Below are 21,178 nucleotides of genomic sequence, written 5' to 3'. Positions count from 1 at the left end.
CGCCTCTCTACCCAACCGACCCTTCCATTTCCAATGCGATCAATCGATTGAGTTCCACGGCATATTCCAGCGGCAGCTCTTTGACGAATGGCTCGATGAAGCCATTGACGATCATCAACGTGGCGGCCGCTTGCGAAAGTCCACGGCTCTGTAAATAGTAGAGTTGTTCTTCGCCCACTTTCGAGACCGAGGCCTCGTGACCGATCTGCACGTTCGATTCGTCGATTTCCATCGTGGGATAGGTGTCGGAGCGCGCCGCGGCATCCAACAGCAACGCGTCGCAGACGACGTTGCACTTCACCCCGGTGGCGCCCGACTGCACTTTCACTAAACCACGATACGACGTCCGTCCGGTTCCCTTTGAAATCGATTTCGACGTGACGATCGAACTAGTGTGCGGAGCGACGTGGATCATCTTCGCGCCGGCATCTTGATGTTGGCCGTCGCCGGCGAATGCGATCGAGAGGACCTCGCCGTGCGCGCCCGGCTCCATCAGGTAGACCGCCGGAAATTTCATCGTGAGTTTCGAACCGAGATTCCCATCGACCCACTGCACGGTCGCGTCGCGATACGCGACCGCCCGCTTCGTGACCAAGTTGTAGACGTTCTTCGACCAGTTTTGGATCGTGGTGTAGCGCAACTTCGCGCCCGGCAGCGCAATCAATTCGACGACTGCCGAGTGGAGCGAGTCGCTGCTGTACGTCGGGGCGGTGCAGCCTTCGATGTAGTGTACCGAACTGCCTTCGTCGCAAATGATCAGCGTGCGTTCGAACTGGCCCATGTTTTTCGTGTTGATCCGAAAGTACGCCTGCAGCGGAATACCGACATGGGTATTTTTTGGGACGTAAATAAAACTCCCACCGCTCCACGCGGCCGAATTGAGCGCGGCGAATTTGTTGTCCGCCGCCGGAATGACGGTCGCGAAATATTTTTTCACTAAATCCGGATGCTGTTTCAGGCCATCGTCCATGCTCAAGAAGATGACGCCTTGCGCTTCCAGTTCCTTTTGAATGGAGTGATAGACCACTTCAGAATTGTGGACGATGATCCCCTGCGCGACGAAATTATGCACGCCCTCGACTTCGATATCGTAGACTTCTTCCTCGCCATCCGGTTCGATGCTGCGAATACGACTAAAACCCATTTCATCGGTCGTATGGGTATCGATGGGCGATCCGTGGGCCGATCCGAAATCGTGGCTGTAGCGGCGTGGAACGTAGCCCTTGGCGACTTTCACCGAGTACGGGACCAGCGGTTGCAGGTCCCCCGTGCAGAGCAAACGATATCCCGTACGCTGCGTGATCTTCCCTTTCCATTCCTGCCGTGAGGAGAATGGATACGGCCCTGCCGCGTGCAGCCCACAGGTAATGGCGAGCAGTTGTACTTGTTTGAGTAGCGGTTCATTGACACTCGTGATGACGGCATCGCAATTGGTGGCGTCGGAACGGAGGTAACCATCCGAATCGATGTAGCCGGCGATGAACGCTAATTTCTGTGCGTGCGGGAGACTGAAGATCCATTGGGGAAGCCGTTTCGTGTGGGCATTGGCTTCAAGGCCGATCGCCGCGAAGAACCGGACGATGGGAATCGAGTGGATCCGGGCGCGATCCGTGTCGCGACCGTAATCGATGACATAGCCGAATACCTCATCGAGGAATGCCTTCAGGCGGGCCCGCATCTCGACTTCTTGTTGCGGTATCGCAAAGGCCAGGATGTTTTTTTGTTGCCCACGACGGGAGCGGTGAAGGAATCCATCGCCGATATAGAGACCGAGCAGCCAAAGCAGCGCCGTGGTTGTTTCCGCAGGGAGCCGCAACGCCGACTGGTTACGATGATACATTCGGTCGGTTCGCACGGTGAAACTGCCCAGGTGATTGCGTCCGACAAAGCTGCATTCCAGAGAGACCTTCGGCAGGGTGTAGGGCTTGCCGGTGTCGGGCAGTTGCTTGACGACGGCCACGTAATCGCCAACCGCGAGCTCCGAGAGGTAGCGCCAACCGGTCGAAAACCGTCCTCGCTGTCGGTCCGGTGCCTTCTGATAATTGAGTGCGAACAAGGGGTGATTTGCGGTGCAGCGGATTTTTCTCCCACCCACATTCAGCGCAAATACGGGCCGCTTCCCTTTTTTCGCCACGCCTAACACCCGCTGTTTGACGATCCGGCGTGTCGTTTCGTCCCACGAATAGACGTGCATGCCCGGTTCGACCTCTTGGATTGGGACTGCGGATGGATTGGCCATGACCAACGTGTCACCGGTCAAGCACTCATACTGTGCGGTGACGCCCGCCAAGAATTTGCGCTCCGCTTCCGGAATGCCGAGACGATCGAAGGTCTTGCGGATGTCGGCCGGGACGTCGTCCCAATTCTGTTCCTGCCGATCGGTGGGGCGGACATAATAGTGGATGTCGTCGAAGCGGATTTGGTTGATCAGGTCGCAATTGCCCCAGGTCGGCATCGGTTTGGCCATGAAGATGTCGTAGGCCTTCAGGCGGAAATCCCGCATCCAGGTGGGTTCGTCTTTGAACGCGGAAATTTCCGCGACCAATTCGCGCGTCAGGCCCGGCCGCGACTTAAACTTATAGTTTTCCGGATCGTGAAAACCGTACTGGGTGTCATAATTATTGCCGATTTCGGCAATGCCAGCATTTTCCATATAAACCCCGCGTATGCTCAGTGAGTCGGTTGTGCCGTCTCTGGCCGGCTGCCGTACAAGGTGTCGTACCCTTGCGCTTCGAGTTGCAGCGCCAGCTCCGCGCCACCCGACTGGACGATCTGTCCGTCGATCATCACGTGCACAAAATGTGGTTGAATATAGTCGAGCAACCGTTGGTAGTGAGTCACTAACAAGACGGCCATTTCGTTGTTCAGGCTGCGATTGACGCCCTCTGCGATAGTTTTCAATGCATCGATATCGAGACCCGAATCCGTTTCGTCGAGCAACGAGAGCTTGGGCTGCAACATCCGGAGTTGTAAAATTTCCAACGCCTTTTTTTCGCCGCCGGAGAAGCCGTCGTTCACGTAGCGGGACACGAATTTCTGGTCGATCTTCAACAGCTGCATTTGTGCCAATAACGTAGTCCGGAATTCCTTGATCGGGACCTCGCCGCCGCGTTGGGCCTTCATCGCCGCGCGCAAGAAATTGACCACCGAAACGCCGGGGATGGCGGTCGGATATTGGAACGCGAGAAACAGTCCGCATTTCGCCCGTTCGTCGGGGGCGAGACCGACCAAGTCCTTGCCTTCAAAGAGGATGCGGCCGTGCGTGATGGTGTATTTCGGATGCCCCATCACGGCATGCACCAGTGTGGATTTCCCCGCGCCGTTGCGGCCCATCAGTGCGTGGACTTCACCGCGGTTCACGGTCAAGTCGACGCCTTTGAGGATCGGCTTCCCGTCCACGGCCACGTGCAAATCTTCAATGACGAAATAGGGTGTGCTCATACGTTCATTCCTCCAGCAGCGGCGCGTTCGAGGGGTGGTTCCCCGATGTGGCCGAAATATTGTTCAATTTTTTGGGTCGCTAACGTTTCTTCGTTCAGTAGGTCGTGGAGCGTCAGCGTGTGCAAGATTTCTGTGATGTGGCGCATCAGCACAAACCACATCGGACGCACACTGCAATTGCTCAGGTGGACACATTGGGGCCGCTTGCCGACATACGTCTCGCAGAAGGCCTTGCGACGGCGGCGGCTCTGGACCATGCCGCCCATGGCGTCCATGACTTCGGCGATGCTGATTTGGTGGGGGAGCCGTCCGAGTCGGTAACCCCCACGCAGTCCCCGACTACTCGTGATCAGGCCCGCCTGATGGAGCCGGTGGAGCAGCTTTGCCACATATTGCTTTGACAGCCCCTCGGCCTCGGCGATGGCACCAATCGTGACCTGGGCATCGCTCTGCCGGCGCGCGACCTGGACAATACAGCGCAATCCGTACTCTTCCTGGGCGGTAATCTGCATATCCCCTCTGTGGTGTGCGACGCTCCCTCTTCGGTCGCATCGCAATCATCCCTACCGCGCGCCAGGCCTCCACTATCGTTCCGGCGCGCTTACTCCTCAATCCAAATATTCTACTCTTGTGTCAAGTATTTAAAGAAGACTTTCGAGTATAGTTTTTGTGCCGCAACGCTCAAAAGCGGCGCCAGCGGCTAACTGCCTGATTGTACGTCACTTCGTCTATCAACTTTCAGCATGGCCTGCTGGTGGCATGGCCTGTTGGCGCGCCATGCCAACCACGCGGGCAGCATCACGGTGGCGCCGGCCATGCAGGTGAGCGTGCCGAGTGTCATCAGGAGCCCGAGACTGCGGATGCCGCGATGTTCGGCGAAGCACAGTGTTCCGAAACTCACCAACGTCGTGAGCGACGTGAGCAGGATGCCGGTGCCCGTGCTGCTGCGGAGCAGCGCGGGCGTGAAGCCATTTTCTTGTCGCACGCGATGCATCAGTTGGACGCCGTTGTCGACGCCGACGCCGATCAGGATCGGGATGGCGAAGAAGTTGGCGAGATTGAACGGGAGGTGGATTGCGCCCATCAGGCCGCCGAGCCACCATAACCCTAAGCCCAGCGGCAGCACGGCGCAGACGGCCATGCGCCAATGGCGGAAATCGAGTCCGACGATGCCGAGGATCGCGATGAGTGCGAGCAGTGCGACGTATCGGAAACTTCGTTCGAGCAGTCGACTCGATTCGTAGACCTCGACCGGCACGCCGGTGACGTCGGGCGCCACGCGACGCAATGCTTCAACGAACGTGGCCATCGCGGTCGGATCCCAGACATCTCCTTGCGGTGTGATGTAGGTCGCGTAAGCGCCTGAGGCGCCGATGAAGCGCGACTTCAACATCGTGGGAAGGCCCTCCGCCGTGATCGGCTGTGGACGCAAGTTCTGTAACAGGAACCGTACGGCATCTTGCCAATCGGCCAGAAACGCGCGTTCGAAAGTTTCCAGTGCTGTGATGACGGGCGTTCCGCCGCTGCGGAGCCGTGTGCGCAGCGTCTCCAGTTCGGTGCCGAGCGCGTCAAGTGCCTCGACTGCCTCCGCTTCGCCTTGGCGCAGCGCGGCTTCCGCGAGCGGGCCAAGCGCATTTTCGAACGTTGCGAGCGCTGCCAACAAGCTCGGGACTTGGAGGCGCGCGCGGGGGGATGGCAATACGAAATCGGCGGACGGCGCTGCAACGCGTTGCAACAGCGCCAGCTTCGCGGCCTGCTCCGTCGGGATGATATCGAGGATCGATTCGACTTGGCCGACGCTCGGCAGTGCACGGAACGCGGCCGCTTGGGTCGCCACGGCGTCGAGGTCGCGCTGTAAGACGACGGCTTCCCATGTCGAGCCCTCGGTTTGATCGGTGATCAGGCGTTCATAGCGGACCGATTCCAATCCCGCTGCCTGGAGGTTGAGGAGATTGTGATCAAAGTCGATGCGGAAACAGTACGGTGTGGCGACTGCGCACAGAATGATCCCGGCGAGCAGCGTCCAGCGTGGGTGCGCGGCAAGGCGGGCGAGTGGCGCGAGCGGATCGAAGCGTGACTGGTGACTGGTGGCTGGTGACTGGTGACTAGTGGCTGGTGGCTGGGGACGCGAGTGCCATCGATCCCACAGCAGTAATAAGGCCGGCAGTACGGTGAACATGGCGCTGAGGCACAGCAGGATGCCGACGCCGGCGATGGCGCCGAGTTCGCGCAGTGCGAGAAATTGGGTGCCGAGCGCAGCGAAAAACGCGGCGGCAGTGGTCAGGCAGGCCGTCAAGTTGCCACGGCCCGTATGGGTTAGGATCGTGGTCACGGCCGCTTCCGGCGTGGCGCCACGCGCGCGTTCTTCGCCGTAGCGCGAGACGATATGGAGTCCGAATTCGATCCCGGCGCCGACTAAGACGACGGCGAAGATGATGGAGAGGAGATTGAGCGAGCCGATGGCGAGTGTGGCGAAGCCATATGTCCAAGTGATGCCGCACGCCAGCGCGAGTACGGCGAATCCGGGCGTCATGAAGCGGCGGAGAAACAGCGCAAACAGCAGCCACACCGCGAGCAGTGCGACGATCGTGGAGCGGGTCATATCGCGATTGGTGATTGTCATTTCATCGGCCGCGAGGACCGGACGGCCGGTGAGGCCTGCGTTGATGTCCGGAAACTCGGCGCGCGTGCCCGCCAGCGCGGCGCGGATAGCGCGCAACGGTTCGGCGATCACTTCGAGCGTGCGATAGTCCTTGCGCGGCAAGATGAAGAGAAACAGGAGTTTCCCGTCGGCGCTGAAATAGCCGGCATCGTCGGGAGCGATCCCGCGGCCCGCCGGATGCAGCAGTTTGGCGAACGGGGACTGATACGGGGCCGTTCCATCGGCTGCGGTGACCATGCCGTGGATCAAGTCCGCGAGGCCGCGGAACATCGGTTCCAGCACCGCGCGGTCCGCGCTGGTTGGAGGCGCATCGAGTTTCCCGTTGATCAGTTCAAACAGGTCGTCCAGTCCGCGGACGCGCGCGAGTGCGGTTGGACTGAAGCCGGGCGCGGTCAGGAAGCCGACGAGTTGTTCCAGTTGCGGCGTGTCGAGGAAGAGCAGCGCGCTTTGGGTGAAGAGCGGGTCGTCGAACTTCGCCATCACGGCGTCGAGTTGCGGCAGCGCGCGGAGCCGAGTCGCCAACGCGTCGAGAAAGGCGCGGGCTCGCTCTTGGTTGCCTGCGGACTCCACCACGATAAAGAGATATTCGTGATCGCCGAAGTCGCGCAAGTACTCCATGTAGCGATGGTGATACGGCAACTGTTCCGAAACGAGGTCGTCTTGATTCGCGTTCGTATGCAGCCGCGTACCGGCCAGCCATGCACTTGCGAGCGTGAATGCCAACGCCACGCCGAGCACGCCCCACGGATGGCGGCTGATGAGGCGGGCAAGCAGTGTGAAGAGTCGGTGGCGCATAGGGAGGGTTGCATTTCCCCTCTCCCTTTGGGGAGAGGGCTAGGGTGAGGGGGAGTTGTGAACAAGTTCCAGCAGAGCAGTTAAGACGCCTTCAAGATTCTCGTCGACCTGGCGATTCCAGATCCGCACGACGCGATAGCCGTGACTGGTCAGAAACGTATCGCGTGTTTCGTCTCGTGCTTGCTGAGTTGTCTCTGTGTGTCCCCCGCCATCCAGTTCAATAACTAACTGCAATGCAGGACAAAAGAAATCAACAATATACGGGCCGATTGCATGTTGGCGGCGGAATTTCACTTTGCTGAAGCGTCGGCTTCGTAACTGACTCCATAATTGCTGTTCATGTCGGGTCGATGCGGAGCGAAGTTTGCGCCGTATGGTTTTGTGCGGTCGGAGCATTGAACTCCTCCCCCTCACCTAACCCTCTCCCCAAGGGGGAGAGGGTTACGCAATTCTCCCCCTCACCCCGACCGTCCACGACGGGCGGCCTGCCCTCTCCCCAAAGGGAGAGGGAGATTAAGGAAGGGATTGATTGATGGCCTTCTTCGCCAATTCCTTGCCGACTTCCCAGGCGGCGCCGGGGAATTGGTGGCAGGCGGCGATCACGTCGTCGAACGCGGTGAGGATCCAGTCGACATCGGCGTCGCTCAACACGAGCGGCGGCAGGAGTTTGATGATTGTGTTGTGGCCGGCGACTTGGGCCAGGATGCGGTGTTTGCTCAGCAACGGCACGACGATCAGTTGGCCGAACAGGCCTTTGTTCAGCCGCTGGACCAATTCCCAGCCGGTGCGGAGTTTCAGCGATTTCGGTTTGCCGAATTCGATCCCGATCATTAACCCTTGGCCGCGCACTTCTTTCACCATTTCGTAACGCGTGGCCATTTCCCGTAGCCCGTTCAGGATCTGTTCGCCGCGCCGCGCGGCGTTGGCGATCAGGCCTTCGTCTTCGATCACTTCGAGCGCTGCGAGACCCGCGACCATCGCGAGCGTGTTGCGTCCGAACGTGTTGGAGTGGACGACGCAGCGATCCATCGAACTAAAGACGCGGTCGTAGACGCGCCGCGGACAGCACGCCGCGCCGACCGGGATGAAACCGCCGGAGAGGGCCTTCGCGACACAGACCAGGTCGGGGACTTCATTCCAGTATTGGAACGCGAACCATTTGCCGGTGCGGCCGAGACCGGTTTGCACTTCGTCGGCGATCACCAACGCGCCGTAGCGATGGCACAAACGAATCGCTTCGTTGAAGTACTCGGGCGGCGCGCAGTGGACGCCTTTGCCTTGGATCGGTTCGACGATCCAGGCCGCCACATCGCCGTCGCGGAGCGCGGCCTCCAATGCGGCCAAGTCGCCGAAACGGACGGCCTCGCAGCCGGGGAGCAGCGGCTCGAAGCCGGTGCGGAACTCCGCGGCGCCGTTGCACGACAGCGATCCGTGCGAGAGACCGTGGAACGCTTGCGTACAGTAAAGTACCCGTGCGCGGCCGGAGGCGCAGCGGACGAACTTCAGCGCGGCCTCGACGGCCTCGGTGCCGGAGTTGGTGAGAAACACGGTGTCGATGTTCGGCACGGCGATTTTTTCGAGCAGGCGTTTGGCCAATACGCCCGCGAGCAGTGGCGCGTCCATTTGCACCATGTTCGGCAAGTCGCGATCGAGCGCGTCGTGCAGTGCGGCTTTGATCGTCGGATGATTGCGGCCCATGTTGAAGACGCCGTAACCCGCGAGGCAGTCGAGATATTGCGCGCCGTGTTGGTCGTACAGATACGCGCCTTGGGCGCGGACGTACTGTTTGTCGAAGCCGATGGTGCGTAATACGCGCACCAATTGCGCGTTCACGTGCTTGGCGAACAAGTCGTGTTGTTCCGCCAAGTGGTCGGAGAAAATTTGTTCCAGGTTCATAGTGAGTTGGGCTGTACCAGCCAAAGTGCGGAAAAAATAGCATTTTTTTTAGTCGGATAACCGCCGATAATTATTCGACTTTCGTTTGGTCGTCGGACCGCCAATAAAAATAGTACGCAACTTTTATTCGTGGATGCCGATCAAAAGCATGCAGGGAGAGTCCCTGCGGTTGGTACAGTCGACAAAGCAGCGCCTACCTTTATATAGCGAGGCTGGCGTAGAGAGAAAGTTGATCTAGCACTCGTCGCAGAAGAAGAAAGGAGTTCCCTATGGGTCCTCGTATCGATTCACTCCTCCCCCTCACTCGCATTCTTGCCGCGGCACCGCCGCCGGAGGCACCGCCACCGGCGGGAACGACACCGACTGATACTTCCCCAGCGGAACCGGCACAGGGATTGATCCTGCACCATCTGCAATACGCGCGGGCGATCATTAATTACCATCCGGACACGAAGACCTTCAGCGGCTCGCTGATCGTGGCGTTGAAGAACGACTTCGGGCTGAGCGATGCCGAGATCTTTGCCAAGTTGAATGAAAAAAACGTGGTCGTGTTTCAGGCGGCCAAGGGAACAAAGCCGGAAGTGCGATTTACCGGCCAACAGTACGGCGAATTCCGCACCCTCGCGGACAGGATCGACAAGTTGGGTGGGGAACTGTTCGAGATGGTGCTGCAAAAGGCGATCGATACCGCCACCGGCGCCGAGGACGCCAAGCGGCTCCTCGACACCCTACTGACGAGAAATACCGCTCTCAATGAGTCCCAGCGTAAGGGGTTGGTCGATAAGTTGGCCGCGCTGAATCGGGGAGACGCCAAGGCGAAAGCCGCATTCCTCAAAGAATTCCGAACGGCCACCAAAGGAAAATTGCGTTTGGAGTACCGCGCCACCGCGATGCGGACGAACAAGGCCCTGACGGGCATTTATCTCCCCGACCTCGTCGATTTCGCGATCGGCGCCGCCCGACGGATGGCCGATGTCGCGATCTCGATGGCCAGCCAGCGGTTATTGAACGAAACCGACCAGGCCAAGATCGAGGCCAAGGCCGACGAGATCTTGAAGGATCCGACGGTGTTTTCAGAGGCCGATGCAAAGTCGTTCGACGCCTACACGGTCGCCTCCCTCCGGTCGCGGGAGCGGGCGTCGTTTGAAGTGATGGCGGGTCGTAATGTCGATCCGGTGAAGACCGAAGCCGCAGCCGTCGCCTATCTGAGTCGCCTCCACAACACCTCGGTCAAGCTGAAGCAGTGGGCCGCAGCGAATAAGGTGGAGCCGCTGATTAGGGATCGGCGATTTGAGCGCGTTGATGACGTCACGGTGACGATCAGCCAGCGGAAGTGCGGCGATACAGATGGGGATATTTGTGTTGGGGGTGCCACGAGTGTCGCAACCAGCACGGGCATAAAGGACGGCGGAGGGGTTTCCGCCGAGGCCGAGGCCACGTTGAGTTATCGGTACAACGATATGTTTGGTGTGGGTGCCGCACTTGCGACGGCATACGCCCGTAAGAATATGGGATTGACCGATTACGGGACTTTTGTCGGACCGCAGAACCCCGGACAAGACTTCAAATTCTCGACCGCGTTGGTACGCGCCAGTTTGTGGGGCAACAAGGGCCAGCTGGGCGGATTGACTGCGGGTGGTGGGCTTTTCCTTGATGACGTCGAGGAATACCCGTGGGCTGGGATCTTTCTGAATGGCCATGTGGGTTATGAAACCGCCGGAAAGGAGTTTGGGTTCAAGGTTACCGGTGGGGTCAAAGGGCTGTTTGCGCGGGCCCCGTATCAGTTGTCGGAAGAGGATGTGAATGGCGAGATCGACTACACCGGGGCGTCTATCAATGCCGGCATTGAACTAAGCTTTATCGGTGGTGCGCTCACTGTGGTCGTCAACTACGCAAATCTTATCGAATCCACTGACGATGAATCTGGCGATGCCGAAGGGAATATTCATCAAGTTAGTGGGAAAATTTCCGGCAAGGTCGGCGATCTTTGGGTCCCGATGGCTAAAGTGGTGTTTCAAGATCGGTATGAGCCGCTGTCGGTCCTCATTTTGACACTGCGCCCGGCCCATTTTAAAACAGGTCCGATCACTTTCGGACCGAGCTACACGTTTAAGCGGTTGCAAGGGTCCGGCGCGCTCTTACAGGCCGGGGATGCAACCAATCCGGTCGATTGCCAAGGTATCCCAATTGCTCAGTGCAAAGCTCTCGATGAGGGATCGTCCACCACACTTACGTCGAATTTTGACCTCCATCGTGTCACCGCCCAAGTGGGTGGAGAAATTGAACTGAGCACCGCAGTCACGTTGGAATTCTCGGCCGACCTCGGTTGGGAAGGCGTGCGTCGGTACGTGAATGACACGGAGGGTGCGGGCATGAAGCACACCTTCTATGCTGGTGGGTTGCTGAAGCTCGGCTTCGGTACGACGCGGGATCAGCGGAGCGATCCGGTGCGGAAACCGGGTGCATGGCGAGATGCCGGCGAATTTTAATGAGGCACGACAGTGGGTCATCGATGCAATGAGAAGGAGATGAGGTGCTTATGAAAACGTCTACGTCCTGGTTCTTCACGAAGTCGCGCATTGCCGCTGCGCTTGGCGTTGCGCTGACGGCGGTCTTGAGTGCCTGCTCCGACGGAGCGGCGCCGGAGATCAAAGCGCCGGAGACGAGCAAGAATCCGCCGGCAGTCTCGTTCAAAGTCGCAAGCGTTGCCGATGCGACCAAAGTCGGCGACGCGATTGCGATCGAGGCGGGCACGGGCGTGACGCTCTCGTGGGAAGTGACCGGAGCGGACAAAAACGAGCTCTCGGCCAGCAGCGACGTGATCGCGGCGCACGAAGTGCCGGCGACCGGCAGCGAGACGATCGAGCGGATCGACACCGAAGGCTTAGTGACATTCACGCTCGCGGCGACGAATAAAGACGGGACCACGACGAAACAAGTCCAAGTCACCGTGGCGAAGCGAGTCCCGGTCGCGACCATCTTGGAATTCAAATCGACCGCCGAAAACAATTTGGTGAAAGTCGGCGAAGCGACGCAGCTCTGTTTCCAAGTCGTCCCGCGCGATGCGGTCGTTGAAATTATCGAGAAGGAAACGGGTCGCAAGATCGAGTTGGCGACGACGGAGCCGGCCGTGCCGACGGATGAAACGTTGGCCGATAGTGACGAGTTGCTCACGCCGGTGACGGAAGAGCCGGTCGTGATCGACGAAACGACGCCGACCGCGATGTCGTTGATGAAGCTCTCATTGTCCGCGCCGCTGCCGAGCACCGAAACGATGCCGGTCGCCGCGCCGGCGACGCCGGTGAAGCCGCCGGTGATCCAACCGGAACAGCCGATTGCGCCGACGGAGACACCGGAAGAGACGCCGACGGATGAGGCGGGCGCCGAGGGCGATGAAACGGGCACGGACGAGGCAGATGCAGAGGCGGAGGCCGAGACCACGACCAGCGGCTACGACGCAGCAGATATTTATGCCGCGTGTTCCGTCGAGCAGACGCTCGGGGCCGGACAGTATACGTACATCTTGAATGTGACCGACAGCCGCGGCAACATCGCCACGCAGGAGACGACTGTTACCGTGGCCGAAGAGTTGATTGTGGATTTCCGCGTGAACGACAAGAGCAGCGACACGATCCAGGGCGCCGGGAAGGTGAAGCTCTCGTGGACCGTGAAGCCGACCGATGCGACGTTGACGCTCGAGCCGGCAGCGTGTGATGTGGCCGCGAGCACGCAAGACGGGATCGGGAGTTGCGAAGTCGATGTTGCGGCCACGACGACCTATTCGTTGAAGGCGACCGATCCACGCACTGGCGGGGAACAATCCGCGCAAGTCACTGTGACGGTCGAGGCGCGCGTGGTCCAGACGCTCCAAGTGAGTGCTGATCGCACTGATGTGTTTGCGGGCGAGCAAGTCGCGTTGACCGTGGCTGGCGATGCGAAAGAGATCATCGTCAAGGGCCCGAGCGGGTTTGCCGAGGTCCGCAGCGCGGGACCGACCGTGAACTTCCAACCGACCATGGCCGGTGGATACTATGTCGAGGCGGTGACTGCCGACGGGCAGACCGCGCCGATCAGCAATCCGGTGAACGTGCAGGTCCGGACTTGGGGCGAGCGCTACGGCAAAGGCAAGGCATGGGTGGGCGTCGGGATCGATCCGACCAGCCACACCGTATTGGCCGGGACCTCGAAGGCGTTTAGTTACGATGCCGAAGCGAAGTCCGCCGACACGACGTTGTCGATCGGTCGGCATACCGATGATGACGGCTGGCTCAACGTTGACTTCGATTTCGGCAAGGGCTTTGCGAAGATTGCGACGACCGGGTCCGTGAAGATGAACCCGGCGGGATTTACCCTGTTCGGTTCACCGTTCACCGTGCATGCGTTCGCGTTCGACAGCAAGAAGGATGACGGCAAGCGGGCCTACGCCGCAGTGGATGGGGCGATCTTGGTCTCGTCCAACGGTGGCGCGGGGTGGGAAGTCGGCGCGCCGTTTGCGATCGTCGACGCCAAGGGGACATTGGGCAGCCGGGTCGCCGAGCATGAAGGCTGCAAAGGCGCGAAGCAAGTCGGCGTCAGCGGCGATCAAGGACCGTTCGTGAACGTGCAACAAGTGTGTGACTTAGTGATCGACTATGCCGGTGAAGGCGCGGAGCGAGTCCTGGCCGCGACCGATCACGGCGTCGTGTATGTGGACGACTTCGATCGCTATCGCCAAAACCGTGACAAGGTCGAATTCGGCTGGCAGGGTGTGATGCGCGCCGGCGCGACGCTGACGCCAGGCAAGACGTTGTTCGGTGTGGTGGTGAATGACCTCGAGCTGGTGAACATCGATGGCCAAGCCTTGCTGTTTGCGGCCACCGGACGCGGCGTGTATGTGAATCGTCAACGTGGCGAAGTGAATTCGTGGGAAGACTTCAACGGCGGTGAGATGGGGACGTATGACTTGGTGAATTTCAGCGGCCAAGTCGAAGACGTCTACACCGTGACCGTCGATCCGCAAACCAAACTCGTCTATGCCGGGACCAAGAGCGGCAAGATCCTGTCGCGTTCGATGGATCTGACCTCGGCCTGGAAGACCGCGTCGACCGGCACGCCGGTGTACAGCTTGGCCGTCGACAGCACCAGCGGTGCGCTGTTGATCGGCCAGGAAGATGGCGCGTATCTGAGTCGTGACGGCGGCGCCACTGCGGCCGATATTACGGCATCGATGCGCAGCGGCGACACCCGCCCGAAGGTCTACAGCCTCGGTGCGGTGTCGATCAACGGCTCTGTCCACTATGCCGCCGCCACCGATCAAGGCATTTACGTCTCGCACGGTGCAGAATCTGCGACCGTGACGATGCCGGAGCCAGCTCCGGAATCGACTGAAGCGGAGGTTATCGTGGACGAGCCGTCCACCGTGGCCCCGGCCGGTCCCGCTGCGCCGGTTGCACCAGCAACGCCGACCGTGACCCCGGAGGCCCCGGCCCCGGCGCCGGAAACCCCGGCCGTTACGCCGACCGCCGCGAAGGCCGTGCAGTTGGTGTTGTAAATTTGCAGTGCGTTGTTTGTGAGAAGCCCGCCCGTGTCACGAAAATGACACGGGCGGTTTTATGTTGATGAGACGCGAGCCTATTTGCGGAACGCGTATCCCGCGAAGGTGCAGACTGTACCGGGTGCAATCGTTTCGACAATGGTCGCTGGGCAGGCGTTCCACGAGGTCCGCGTTTCAGTACATGTTCCGTAATCGATAGCGAAGGCACGCAGCGCACCACTCGTGTTGAATTCACGCATCATCTCATGAGCCCAGTAATTTGCCGCTCGTACCTCCGCAACAGGGAGCGGTAGTGTACCGGTAGGGCGGCGATCCTTGTATTTCTCCAGGACTTGGTCCAGGGTGTCGAGGTCGTTGTTGTCAGAATCTTTCTCACGCCCCGCTCGCAAAAAATTATCGGCCTTCGTCCAGAGGCGAGTCGTTTCCGTGAAGGGGAAGTTCGTTTGTGTGTTCCCTACAACAGGGTCGCGGCTCGCCTGCAAAAACGCAATATTGCGTCGCAATGTGTCCGTGTATTCGGCGCATGTCTCGTGATCCTGCGTTTGGAGGCAGTGCATATAATTCGCGGCGTCGCCCAAGACCCAGTGGCCCAATATTTGCTCTTCGCCTTCCTGGGAGAGGGCGGAGTTTCCCAACAGCCCCCCGATGAGGACGGCGCTCAGGCCGCCCAACAGAAACGTGGCAGGTTCGCTCGGGGGCAGCGTGCTAGCGCTGCCGCTTTTCGTGTCTTGAAACCGGATGCTCCCAGCTTCCGCGCGGCCTTCGAAGGCCAGGGTCATGGTGCCGCGTTCGCCTTCCTTGATGGGTTCGATCGTCACTTGGTCGAGCGCACTCGCATTGGCGAGGGTCGTACAGAGTCGCTGCAGTTCATGTCGCGGCACGTTAATGACTGGATTGAGAATGTCGGCGATCTCGGTGAGTCCACCGCAGACGACGTTGCAGATACTGGTAGTGCCCATAATCCCTCCTCGCCAGCGACATTGAGAACGCTTTCATCGCCCTGTCAAGCGCGAATTGCGTTGGTTGCAGGGGAGGTGTGTGAAATATCGTTACGCCCCCCGCTCCACGGCCGTGTGGAGCGGGGTTGGCAATGTCCTGGAGTGTGTAGTAGCGATCCCTTATTGGCGCTCGGCTTTTGTCGGCTTTCCCCAATCCTTATCCAAAACTTTGAAAACATCCTCTTGCTTAGATCGGCATTCAACATGGTAGCTAAATAAATAGCTGGAGAACACGCAGGATCTCATTCCGCCACATCCTTCACTTTTACACGCCCCCTCATCGAAGACGAACGATCGTAGTGCCTCATTCGTTTCAAATTCCGTTAACATTTCATGCGCCACACGGCTGATTCCTCGGGCCTCCGCGAGGGTGCGCGGTGGAATGACGGGTCTGGCCGCCGCGTACTTGAGGGGGATCTTGTCCAGTTTATCCAGATCGCTGTCGTCGGAATCCGCCTGGCGGCCGGCGCGCAAAAAGTTTTCAACCTTAGCCCAGATTGCGATGGCTTCAGCGAATACGGCATTCGCGAGCCGGCCTTCTGCGCCGGGGTCGTTACGGAGGGCCTCGACATCTACCTTGGCTTGCAACAGATTGGCGGCCGGTGCGCACGCGGCACGGCCCTGGGTTTGGAGACAGGCGAGGTATTGGGTCGCCCCGAGTAGGGTGGGACTGCTCGTGATGGCTTGTGCGGCCTCCTCGGAGAGGCCCTGGAGGCCCAAGAGCCCGCCGACCAGGATGCGACCCAGTGCCCCCAATTCGTAGGCGGCTCTGCCCCCAAGATGACCCTGACCGACCGGGCCGGACTTGTCGTCGCTGATGAGCAGGTGGGATGGTCCGAAACGACTCGTGTAGGAGAGTCCGAGCGCGCCTTTACTCCAGCCCTGCTCGATGACGACTTGGTCGTTCGCGGCGGCCGCTTTCAGTGCGGTGCAGAATTGTTCCAGCTCCTGCTTCGGCACGGCGATGACGGGGGCGATGAGGTTGGCGATCTCGGTGAGGCCGCCGCAGATGACGTCGCGGATACTTGTGGTTCCCATAGAACCTCCTGGTTAGTTGTCGGTTATCCGGTCGTGTGGATACCTCGGTTTTTTTTTTTTTCGTCAAGTCCGATTCTCGTGGGTGCCTATTTTTAGGGCCCGGCGGATCGTTGCCCTTTATGATGAGCAAGATGCGGGCCAGAGGGGCGTATTATGGTCGCGCGACGGTGGAAAAAGTTTTCTCCCCATGATATCGGCGCCTTGCCTCGCGGGATATCCGCAGTCTTCGCACGGTCTCCAGCCTCGCGAGGCACCGCAGTGTTCCATTGTTCGGAAAGCAGGAGGACGGCGCCCCGACGTTCCCCCCGATTGACGAACCAGCGGGACCTCTCTATGCTGCTCCAATATGCGCAAGCCATTGACGATGAAGGTGGTGGGGCGGACGGGGAAGGCGGATCCGGTGCGCGATGCGAGGATCTTGCAGCGAACCGGGGATCGCTTGTTGCGTCACGCGCTGGTCCCTCGCGGCGTGTACCGTTTCAAGACACATAAGGAAGCCGACGCATGGATGACTCGAATGATCGTACGTACGCGCGTGCGCCGCACGTCGAAGACCTCGTAGCCCTGTGCCGGGCGCTCAATGATGCACATGTGGAGTACGTGCTCATTGGCGGTTTCGCCGTCATCTTATATGGGCTGGGCCGCTTTACCAAAGATGTCGATTTGCTCGTTAATCCGTCCGTCGAAAACATGCAGCGGATCAAGCGCGCGTTACAATACTTGCCGGACAATGCCATTGCACTGGTAGCGGACGACGATGTCCTTAATTACGGCGTGGTGCGAGTCGGGGATGAGATCCTGATCGACCTGTTGGGCAAGGCCTGCGCGGTCGATTTTCAGCAAGTCCAACGCGTCGGCATGGAACACGTGGAGGTCGATGGAGTCCAGATCCCCATCCCGTCGAAAGCGGTGCTGATCGATACTAAAGATACCTATCGCGCATCGGATCGAGCCGATGTCGCGTTCTTGCGCGCCTTGATGGCAGAGGAACAGAAGTCGAAGCCGTGATTTCCGCATCCGCCGGGGCATCGAGTTTCCTCTCGAGATCTAACCGTCCGTCGTTTCCGTATCCGCCTCACATCCGACGACTGCGGCGTTGAGGTTGGAGACTTCGCCCCATTGCGGGAATGGGAGCGATAAGTCGTCGATGCAGGCTTGGCCGGTGCGCGGGAAGGCGTTGTGAAGGAAGAGGGCGTTTTCGCGCTTGGTGTAGATGGCGGTCATGTCGGTGCCATAGGTGTGGGATACGTCGTCCACGACCACGGTGAGTCCGCCGCAGGGCGTATCGGTTTGGCACTGGGCGGCGATATGGACTTCCGTGGTGCCGGTGGCGGCGCCTTGGAAGGTGCAGGTGATCTTTCCAGTGACGCGCGCGCGATAGCTGCAGCGGGGCGCGCCGATCGTGCGGGTGCGAATGTCGGTGCGACAATCCTGGTATTCGGCCTCGATGACGCTGTCGGCGCTGTCCGCGTCGACGATGCCGGCGGTGTGGAGTTGAACGGTCCCTTCATGATGACTGCACGGGATGGTCATCGTGTCGTCGCGGGTATCCTTAAATCGACTGGTGGAGGGGAGGATGCCGACGAATTGGTCGCCCTCGAGCCGCGCCGCGCGATCCGGCGTCGTGGTCAGGTTTTCTATCACGACGTGGATTGCTTGCAGCGTCACGGTGTTGACTTTGGTCTGGTGCGGCGTGCTGGGCGGCGGGTCCTCTGCTGTCGATAAATCGGACGTTGCCGGTACGGGATCTATGGCCGGGTCCGCGTCGGCAAGATCGAGTGACGGGTCGTCGACGCGTCCGCATCCGATCATCGCGATCGACAACAGCCCCGATAGTAGCAGGTGCTTGAAAGGCATGCTCTCTCCAAAGTGGGAATACGGTTGTTGGTCGGGATTCCTGAACCCACACTCGAATTTTTCCCTCGCGTTCCGTGAGGTGATTCGCTAACGGGCGGGCTATGCGATGTGCACAGCGGTCGGCACGGTGGTGGATGCACGGGCTCCTGTTGGGGATCGGCATGGTGTGCGTATCGTGGGGCGGATCCGCTGGAGCGGCGGAGCGCACGTCTGTTGCGGACACGGCGGTATCGGGCAAGATCGCGCCGACGTTGAATGCACAATGGACTGCGGCGCGCGGGTGGGTGCGGCGGCAGCAGTGGGTCGAATGTCTGGTGAAGATCGACGGACGGCTTGAGGAAGAGCATGCGCAGCAGTTGCGCTACGCCGGCTTTGTGTCGCGCAGCGTGTTGGAGCACGGCACGCAGTCGGCGACGCTGTTGACGGGGCATTTGCGGTTGACCGATTTGTGGCGCGTGGCGCGGCTGCCGTTTGTGCAAGTGATCGAAGGCGCGGCGGTGGTAAGACCGAAAGGCGCGCCGGTGAATGTGGGGAAATAGTCGGCACTGAATTCGTGGGCGAGTCCCCTCCCCCTTTGGGGGGAGGGATAGGGTGAGGGGGAGGCCGCAGCGGTGGTTCTCCCCCTCACCCCAACCCTCTCCCCAACAGGGCGAGGGAAGGGGGCACTTAGAATGAAGGGATGGCGGCGCATGCAAGTGGGCGTGGTGTTGGGCATGTTATTGGGGGCCTCGTTGCAGGCGGCGGAACTGCCGACGCGGTTGGATCCCGCGTTGCGGCTGGCTGCGGAGCAACCGGCGGTGGCGGCCGCGTTGGGCCGGCCATGGGGCGTGAAGGCCGCGGTCGACGGCACGCCGCTGGCCGACATCTTCGTGAAATCCGACGACCCCGAAATGGCGCGCCGTTTAATCGAAGACTTTGGTGGAGCCGTGCGGTCGGTGATGGGTTCCATTCTCACTGCGGAACTGCCGCTCAGCGCCGTGGAAGAACTCGCAATGGCCGAGGGGATCGAATATGTCGAAGCCGCGAAACCATTGCGTCCGTTGCTGAATCAATCGATGCCGGCGGTGTTCGCCGATCAAGTCAATACGGCGAGCAAGGCCGCGACGGCTGGACTGCCGCAGGCGTATACCGGCAGCGGCGTGATCGTCGGGGTGGTCGATTCCGGGATTGATTGTAGTCACGCCGATTACCAAGACTCGGGTGGAAGCACGCGGATCTTGGCGTATTGGGACCAGACTGCCACGGGGACCGGCGTCGCGGAAATTTCCAGTTCGAGTGGTCGGGAGTATACGGGGAGCAATTTGGCCAGTGGCGGGTCGTGCACCAGTTCGCCGGACGGGGATTCAAACGGCCATGGGTCGCATGTGGCCGGGATTATGGCGAGCAATCACGCCACGTACAAAGGCGCGGCGCCGGCCGCCAATATCGTGGCCGTCAAACACAACGCGACCGATGCCTCCAGCAATGGAACGTTTGCCACGGTTGTGATCGACGCGGTGAATTACATCTTCCGCAAGGCGCAGAGCCAACACAAGGCTGCGGTAGTGAACTTGTCGCTCGGCACGTCGCTGGGCGCGCACGACGGAACGTCGTTGTTCGAACAGAGTCTCGACGCGTTGTTGACCGCGAACGGATCCGACAAGCAAGGTCGCGCGATCGTCAACGCAGCGGGCAATGAAAATTTCTCTTCCTTCGATAGTCAGTCGTCGACCTTCGGCGGGATCCACGCGACGATCTCCCACACGAGCGAGACGAAGGCCTACGACTTCCTGATCCGCGATGGTGGCACGGTGTTCACGGTCTACGGTGGGGCGCAAGTGGATGTCTGGCTGAACAGCACGAGCGATTGCACGATGCAGTTAGACGCGTACGGATCCAGCGACAAGACGACGCAGAAGATCAACATGGACCCCGTCAGCGCCGGCAGCAGCGGCTCGGCGAACGACGGAAAATTTTCGATCAGTCTCGATTTCACCGACAGCGCGAATGCGAACAACAGTAAGCGGCACGCGCTGGCGACGATCACGCGGCTGTCGGGGACCAGTGCCTCCAGCATTTCCAATTACTCGTTCGACCTGATCCTGAGTGGGACCTGTTCCGGCGATGCGTGGCTCTATCCCGATCTCACCAGCGCGGTGTCGTTCCGCAAGACGTTAGGCGGGACCACGAATTCGGTCGGCAATTACACGTACGTCAACGGCGACAGCGATCGCACCATGACGATCCCGTCCACGGCCAATAAAGTCATCGCGGTGGGCGCGTTCAAACATGTCGCGACCTGGACCGATATGAACGGGACGAGTCGCGATCAAACGCAAGTCACTGGCGGATCGGCGGGCGGCATCTCGCTGTTCTCCAGCTTAGGTCCAACGCCGGACGGGCGGACCAAACCGGAACTGTCCGCGCCGGGGGAGCCGATCATTTCGACGATGGCCTCGAGCAGTTCCGATTCCGCGTCGAACATGGGCGACAGTACGCATCACAAGTTGGAAGGGAGTTCGATGGCGTCGCCGCACGTCGCGGGAACGGTGGCGCTGATGTTGGAACGCAACGGCTGCCTGACGCCGGGCGATATTAAGAGTAAGCTGATCAGCAATACGTCCGCGGACAGTTTCACCGGCACCACGCCGAACAACACGTGGGGCTATGGCAAATTGAATGCGCTCGCCGCAGTGCGGGCCGTCACAGCCGTCAGTTGCACGCCGGACAATCCGACCGAGGATGGCGCCGGCAGCGCGGCGGAAGCGACATCATCGACATCGTCGTCTTCGTCCAGTGGTGGCGTGAGTACCGGCGGCGGCGGATGTTCGTTAGTGGTCTTTTAATCTTCCTAGGTGAAATTCCTCGCGGCTTGCCGCGCTTTTTTTCCCTCTCCCTTTGGGGAGAGGGCTAGGGTGAGGGGGAGGATTACAAGATAGTGAGAGTCCTGATGGTCTCCCCCTCACCCAACTGCAATGG

Annotated in this window: 15 protein-coding genes; 6 read left to right on the top strand and 9 right to left on the bottom strand. The window is 60.1% G+C overall.

The window, feature by feature from the left end; translation table 11 throughout:
- Positions 1 to 7: 7 nt before the first annotated feature.
- From sufB to HY696_10325, 6 genes are all read right to left on the bottom strand, one after another.
- Positions 8 to 2,653 (bottom strand): Fe-S cluster assembly protein SufB, encoded by a 2,646-nt coding sequence (gene sufB / locus HY696_10350; GenBank protein ID MBI4238795.1) that lies wholly within the window; start codon positions 2,651 to 2,653, stop codon positions 8 to 10.
- Between the two features lie 17 nt (positions 2,654 to 2,670).
- Positions 2,671 to 3,441 (bottom strand): Fe-S cluster assembly ATPase SufC, encoded by a 771-nt coding sequence (sufC, locus tag HY696_10345; GenBank protein ID MBI4238794.1) that lies wholly within the window; start codon positions 3,439 to 3,441, stop codon positions 2,671 to 2,673.
- Positions 3,438 to 3,953, bottom strand: coding sequence for an Rrf2 family transcriptional regulator (locus tag HY696_10340; GenBank protein ID MBI4238793.1), 516 nt, complete (start codon positions 3,951 to 3,953; stop codon positions 3,438 to 3,440). The genes sufC and HY696_10340 overlap by 4 nt, the downstream gene beginning before the upstream one ends.
- Positions 3,954 to 4,141: 188 nt before the next feature.
- A complete protein-coding gene (locus tag HY696_10335) occupies positions 4,142 to 6,898 on the bottom strand; it encodes an MMPL family transporter (GenBank protein ID MBI4238792.1) in 2,757 nt (918 codons plus the stop codon).
- Positions 6,899 to 6,937: 39 nt separating this feature from the next.
- Entirely contained in the window at positions 6,938 to 7,294 is a 357-nt protein-coding gene (locus HY696_10330; protein MBI4238791.1) for an endonuclease domain-containing protein, read from the bottom strand.
- Between the two features lie 117 nt (positions 7,295 to 7,411).
- Positions 7,412 to 8,794 carry an aspartate aminotransferase family protein gene (locus HY696_10325; protein MBI4238790.1) on the bottom strand — a complete coding sequence of 461 codons (1,383 nt, stop codon included), beginning with the start codon at positions 8,792 to 8,794 and terminating at the stop codon, positions 7,412 to 7,414.
- Between the two features lie 269 nt (positions 8,795 to 9,063).
- Between HY696_10325 and HY696_10320 the strand changes: the two genes are divergently transcribed.
- On the top strand, positions 9,064 to 11,283 hold the full coding sequence (locus HY696_10320; GenBank protein MBI4238789.1) for a hypothetical protein: 2,220 nt from the start codon (positions 9,064 to 9,066) through the stop codon (positions 11,281 to 11,283).
- Positions 11,284 to 11,333: 50 nt separating this feature from the next.
- Complete coding sequence (locus HY696_10315; protein MBI4238788.1) at positions 11,334 to 14,324, top strand: hypothetical protein; 2,991 nt, start codon at positions 11,334 to 11,336, stop codon at positions 14,322 to 14,324.
- Positions 14,325 to 14,404: 80 nt separating this feature from the next.
- Here HY696_10315 and HY696_10310 read toward each other — a convergent pair whose 3' ends face one another.
- On the bottom strand, positions 14,405 to 15,286 hold the full coding sequence (locus HY696_10310) for a hypothetical protein (protein ID MBI4238787.1): 882 nt from the start codon (positions 15,284 to 15,286) through the stop codon (positions 14,405 to 14,407).
- Between the two features lie 159 nt (positions 15,287 to 15,445).
- Positions 15,446 to 16,363 (bottom strand): hypothetical protein, encoded by a 918-nt coding sequence (locus HY696_10305; GenBank protein ID MBI4238786.1) that lies wholly within the window; start codon positions 16,361 to 16,363, stop codon positions 15,446 to 15,448.
- A gap of 346 nt (positions 16,364 to 16,709) precedes the next feature.
- On the opposite strand from HY696_10305, the gene HY696_10300 reads away from it, so the two are divergent.
- A complete protein-coding gene (locus HY696_10300) occupies positions 16,710 to 16,925 on the top strand; it encodes a hypothetical protein (protein MBI4238785.1) in 216 nt (71 codons plus the stop codon).
- A gap of 29 nt (positions 16,926 to 16,954) precedes the next feature.
- Entirely contained in the window at positions 16,955 to 17,371 is a 417-nt protein-coding gene (locus HY696_10295; protein ID MBI4238784.1) for a hypothetical protein, read from the top strand.
- Between the two features lie 39 nt (positions 17,372 to 17,410).
- Here HY696_10295 and HY696_10290 read toward each other — a convergent pair whose 3' ends face one another.
- Positions 17,411 to 18,220, bottom strand: a complete 810-nt coding sequence (locus HY696_10290; protein ID MBI4238783.1) for a hypothetical protein — start codon at positions 18,218 to 18,220, stop codon at positions 17,411 to 17,413.
- Positions 18,221 to 18,321: 101 nt separating this feature from the next.
- On the opposite strand from HY696_10290, the gene HY696_10285 reads away from it, so the two are divergent.
- Both HY696_10285 and HY696_10280 read left to right on the top strand, forming a co-directional pair.
- The gene (locus HY696_10285) at positions 18,322 to 18,759 is read left to right on the top strand and encodes a hypothetical protein (GenBank protein ID MBI4238782.1); all 438 of its coding nucleotides are present in this window, start codon (positions 18,322 to 18,324) and stop codon (positions 18,757 to 18,759) included.
- 132 nt (positions 18,760 to 18,891) lie between these two features.
- Complete coding sequence (locus HY696_10280) at positions 18,892 to 21,045, top strand: S8 family serine peptidase (GenBank protein MBI4238781.1); 2,154 nt, start codon at positions 18,892 to 18,894, stop codon at positions 21,043 to 21,045.
- Positions 21,046 to 21,178 lie beyond the last annotated feature (133 nt).

The organism is Deltaproteobacteria bacterium (assembly GCA_016210045.1).
Classification (GTDB): Bacteria; UBA10199; UBA10199.
The sequence above is the reverse complement of the archived record's forward strand: the minus strand, read 5'-3'. Positions and strand labels throughout refer to the sequence as shown.

Coding starts and splice junctions, on each gene's coding strand:
- HY696_10320 (MBI4238789.1), top strand. CDS start 9,064: ATGGGTCCTCGTATCGATTCACTCCTCCCCCTCACTCGCATTCTTGCC.
- HY696_10325 (MBI4238790.1), bottom strand. CDS start 8,794: ATGAACCTGGAACAAATTTTCTCCGACCACTTGGCGGAACAACACGAC.
- sufB (MBI4238795.1), bottom strand. CDS start 2,653: ATGGAAAATGCTGGCATTGCCGAAATCGGCAATAATTATGACACCCAG.
- HY696_10300 (MBI4238785.1), top strand. CDS start 16,710: ATGCGCAAGCCATTGACGATGAAGGTGGTGGGGCGGACGGGGAAGGCG.
- HY696_10290 (MBI4238783.1), bottom strand. CDS start 18,220: ATGCCTTTCAAGCACCTGCTACTATCGGGGCTGTTGTCGATCGCGATG.
- sufC (MBI4238794.1), bottom strand. CDS start 3,441: ATGAGCACACCCTATTTCGTCATTGAAGATTTGCACGTGGCCGTGGAC.
- HY696_10330 (MBI4238791.1), bottom strand. CDS start 7,294: ATGCTCCGACCGCACAAAACCATACGGCGCAAACTTCGCTCCGCATCG.
- HY696_10315 (MBI4238788.1), top strand. CDS start 11,334: ATGAAAACGTCTACGTCCTGGTTCTTCACGAAGTCGCGCATTGCCGCT.
- HY696_10305 (MBI4238786.1), bottom strand. CDS start 16,363: ATGGGAACCACAAGTATCCGCGACGTCATCTGCGGCGGCCTCACCGAG.
- HY696_10340 (MBI4238793.1), bottom strand. CDS start 3,953: ATGCAGATTACCGCCCAGGAAGAGTACGGATTGCGCTGTATTGTCCAG.
- HY696_10335 (MBI4238792.1), bottom strand. CDS start 6,898: ATGCGCCACCGACTCTTCACACTGCTTGCCCGCCTCATCAGCCGCCAT.
- HY696_10310 (MBI4238787.1), bottom strand. CDS start 15,286: ATGGGCACTACCAGTATCTGCAACGTCGTCTGCGGTGGACTCACCGAG.
- HY696_10285 (MBI4238782.1), top strand. CDS start 18,322: ATGCGATGTGCACAGCGGTCGGCACGGTGGTGGATGCACGGGCTCCTG.
- HY696_10280 (MBI4238781.1), top strand. CDS start 18,892: ATGAAGGGATGGCGGCGCATGCAAGTGGGCGTGGTGTTGGGCATGTTA.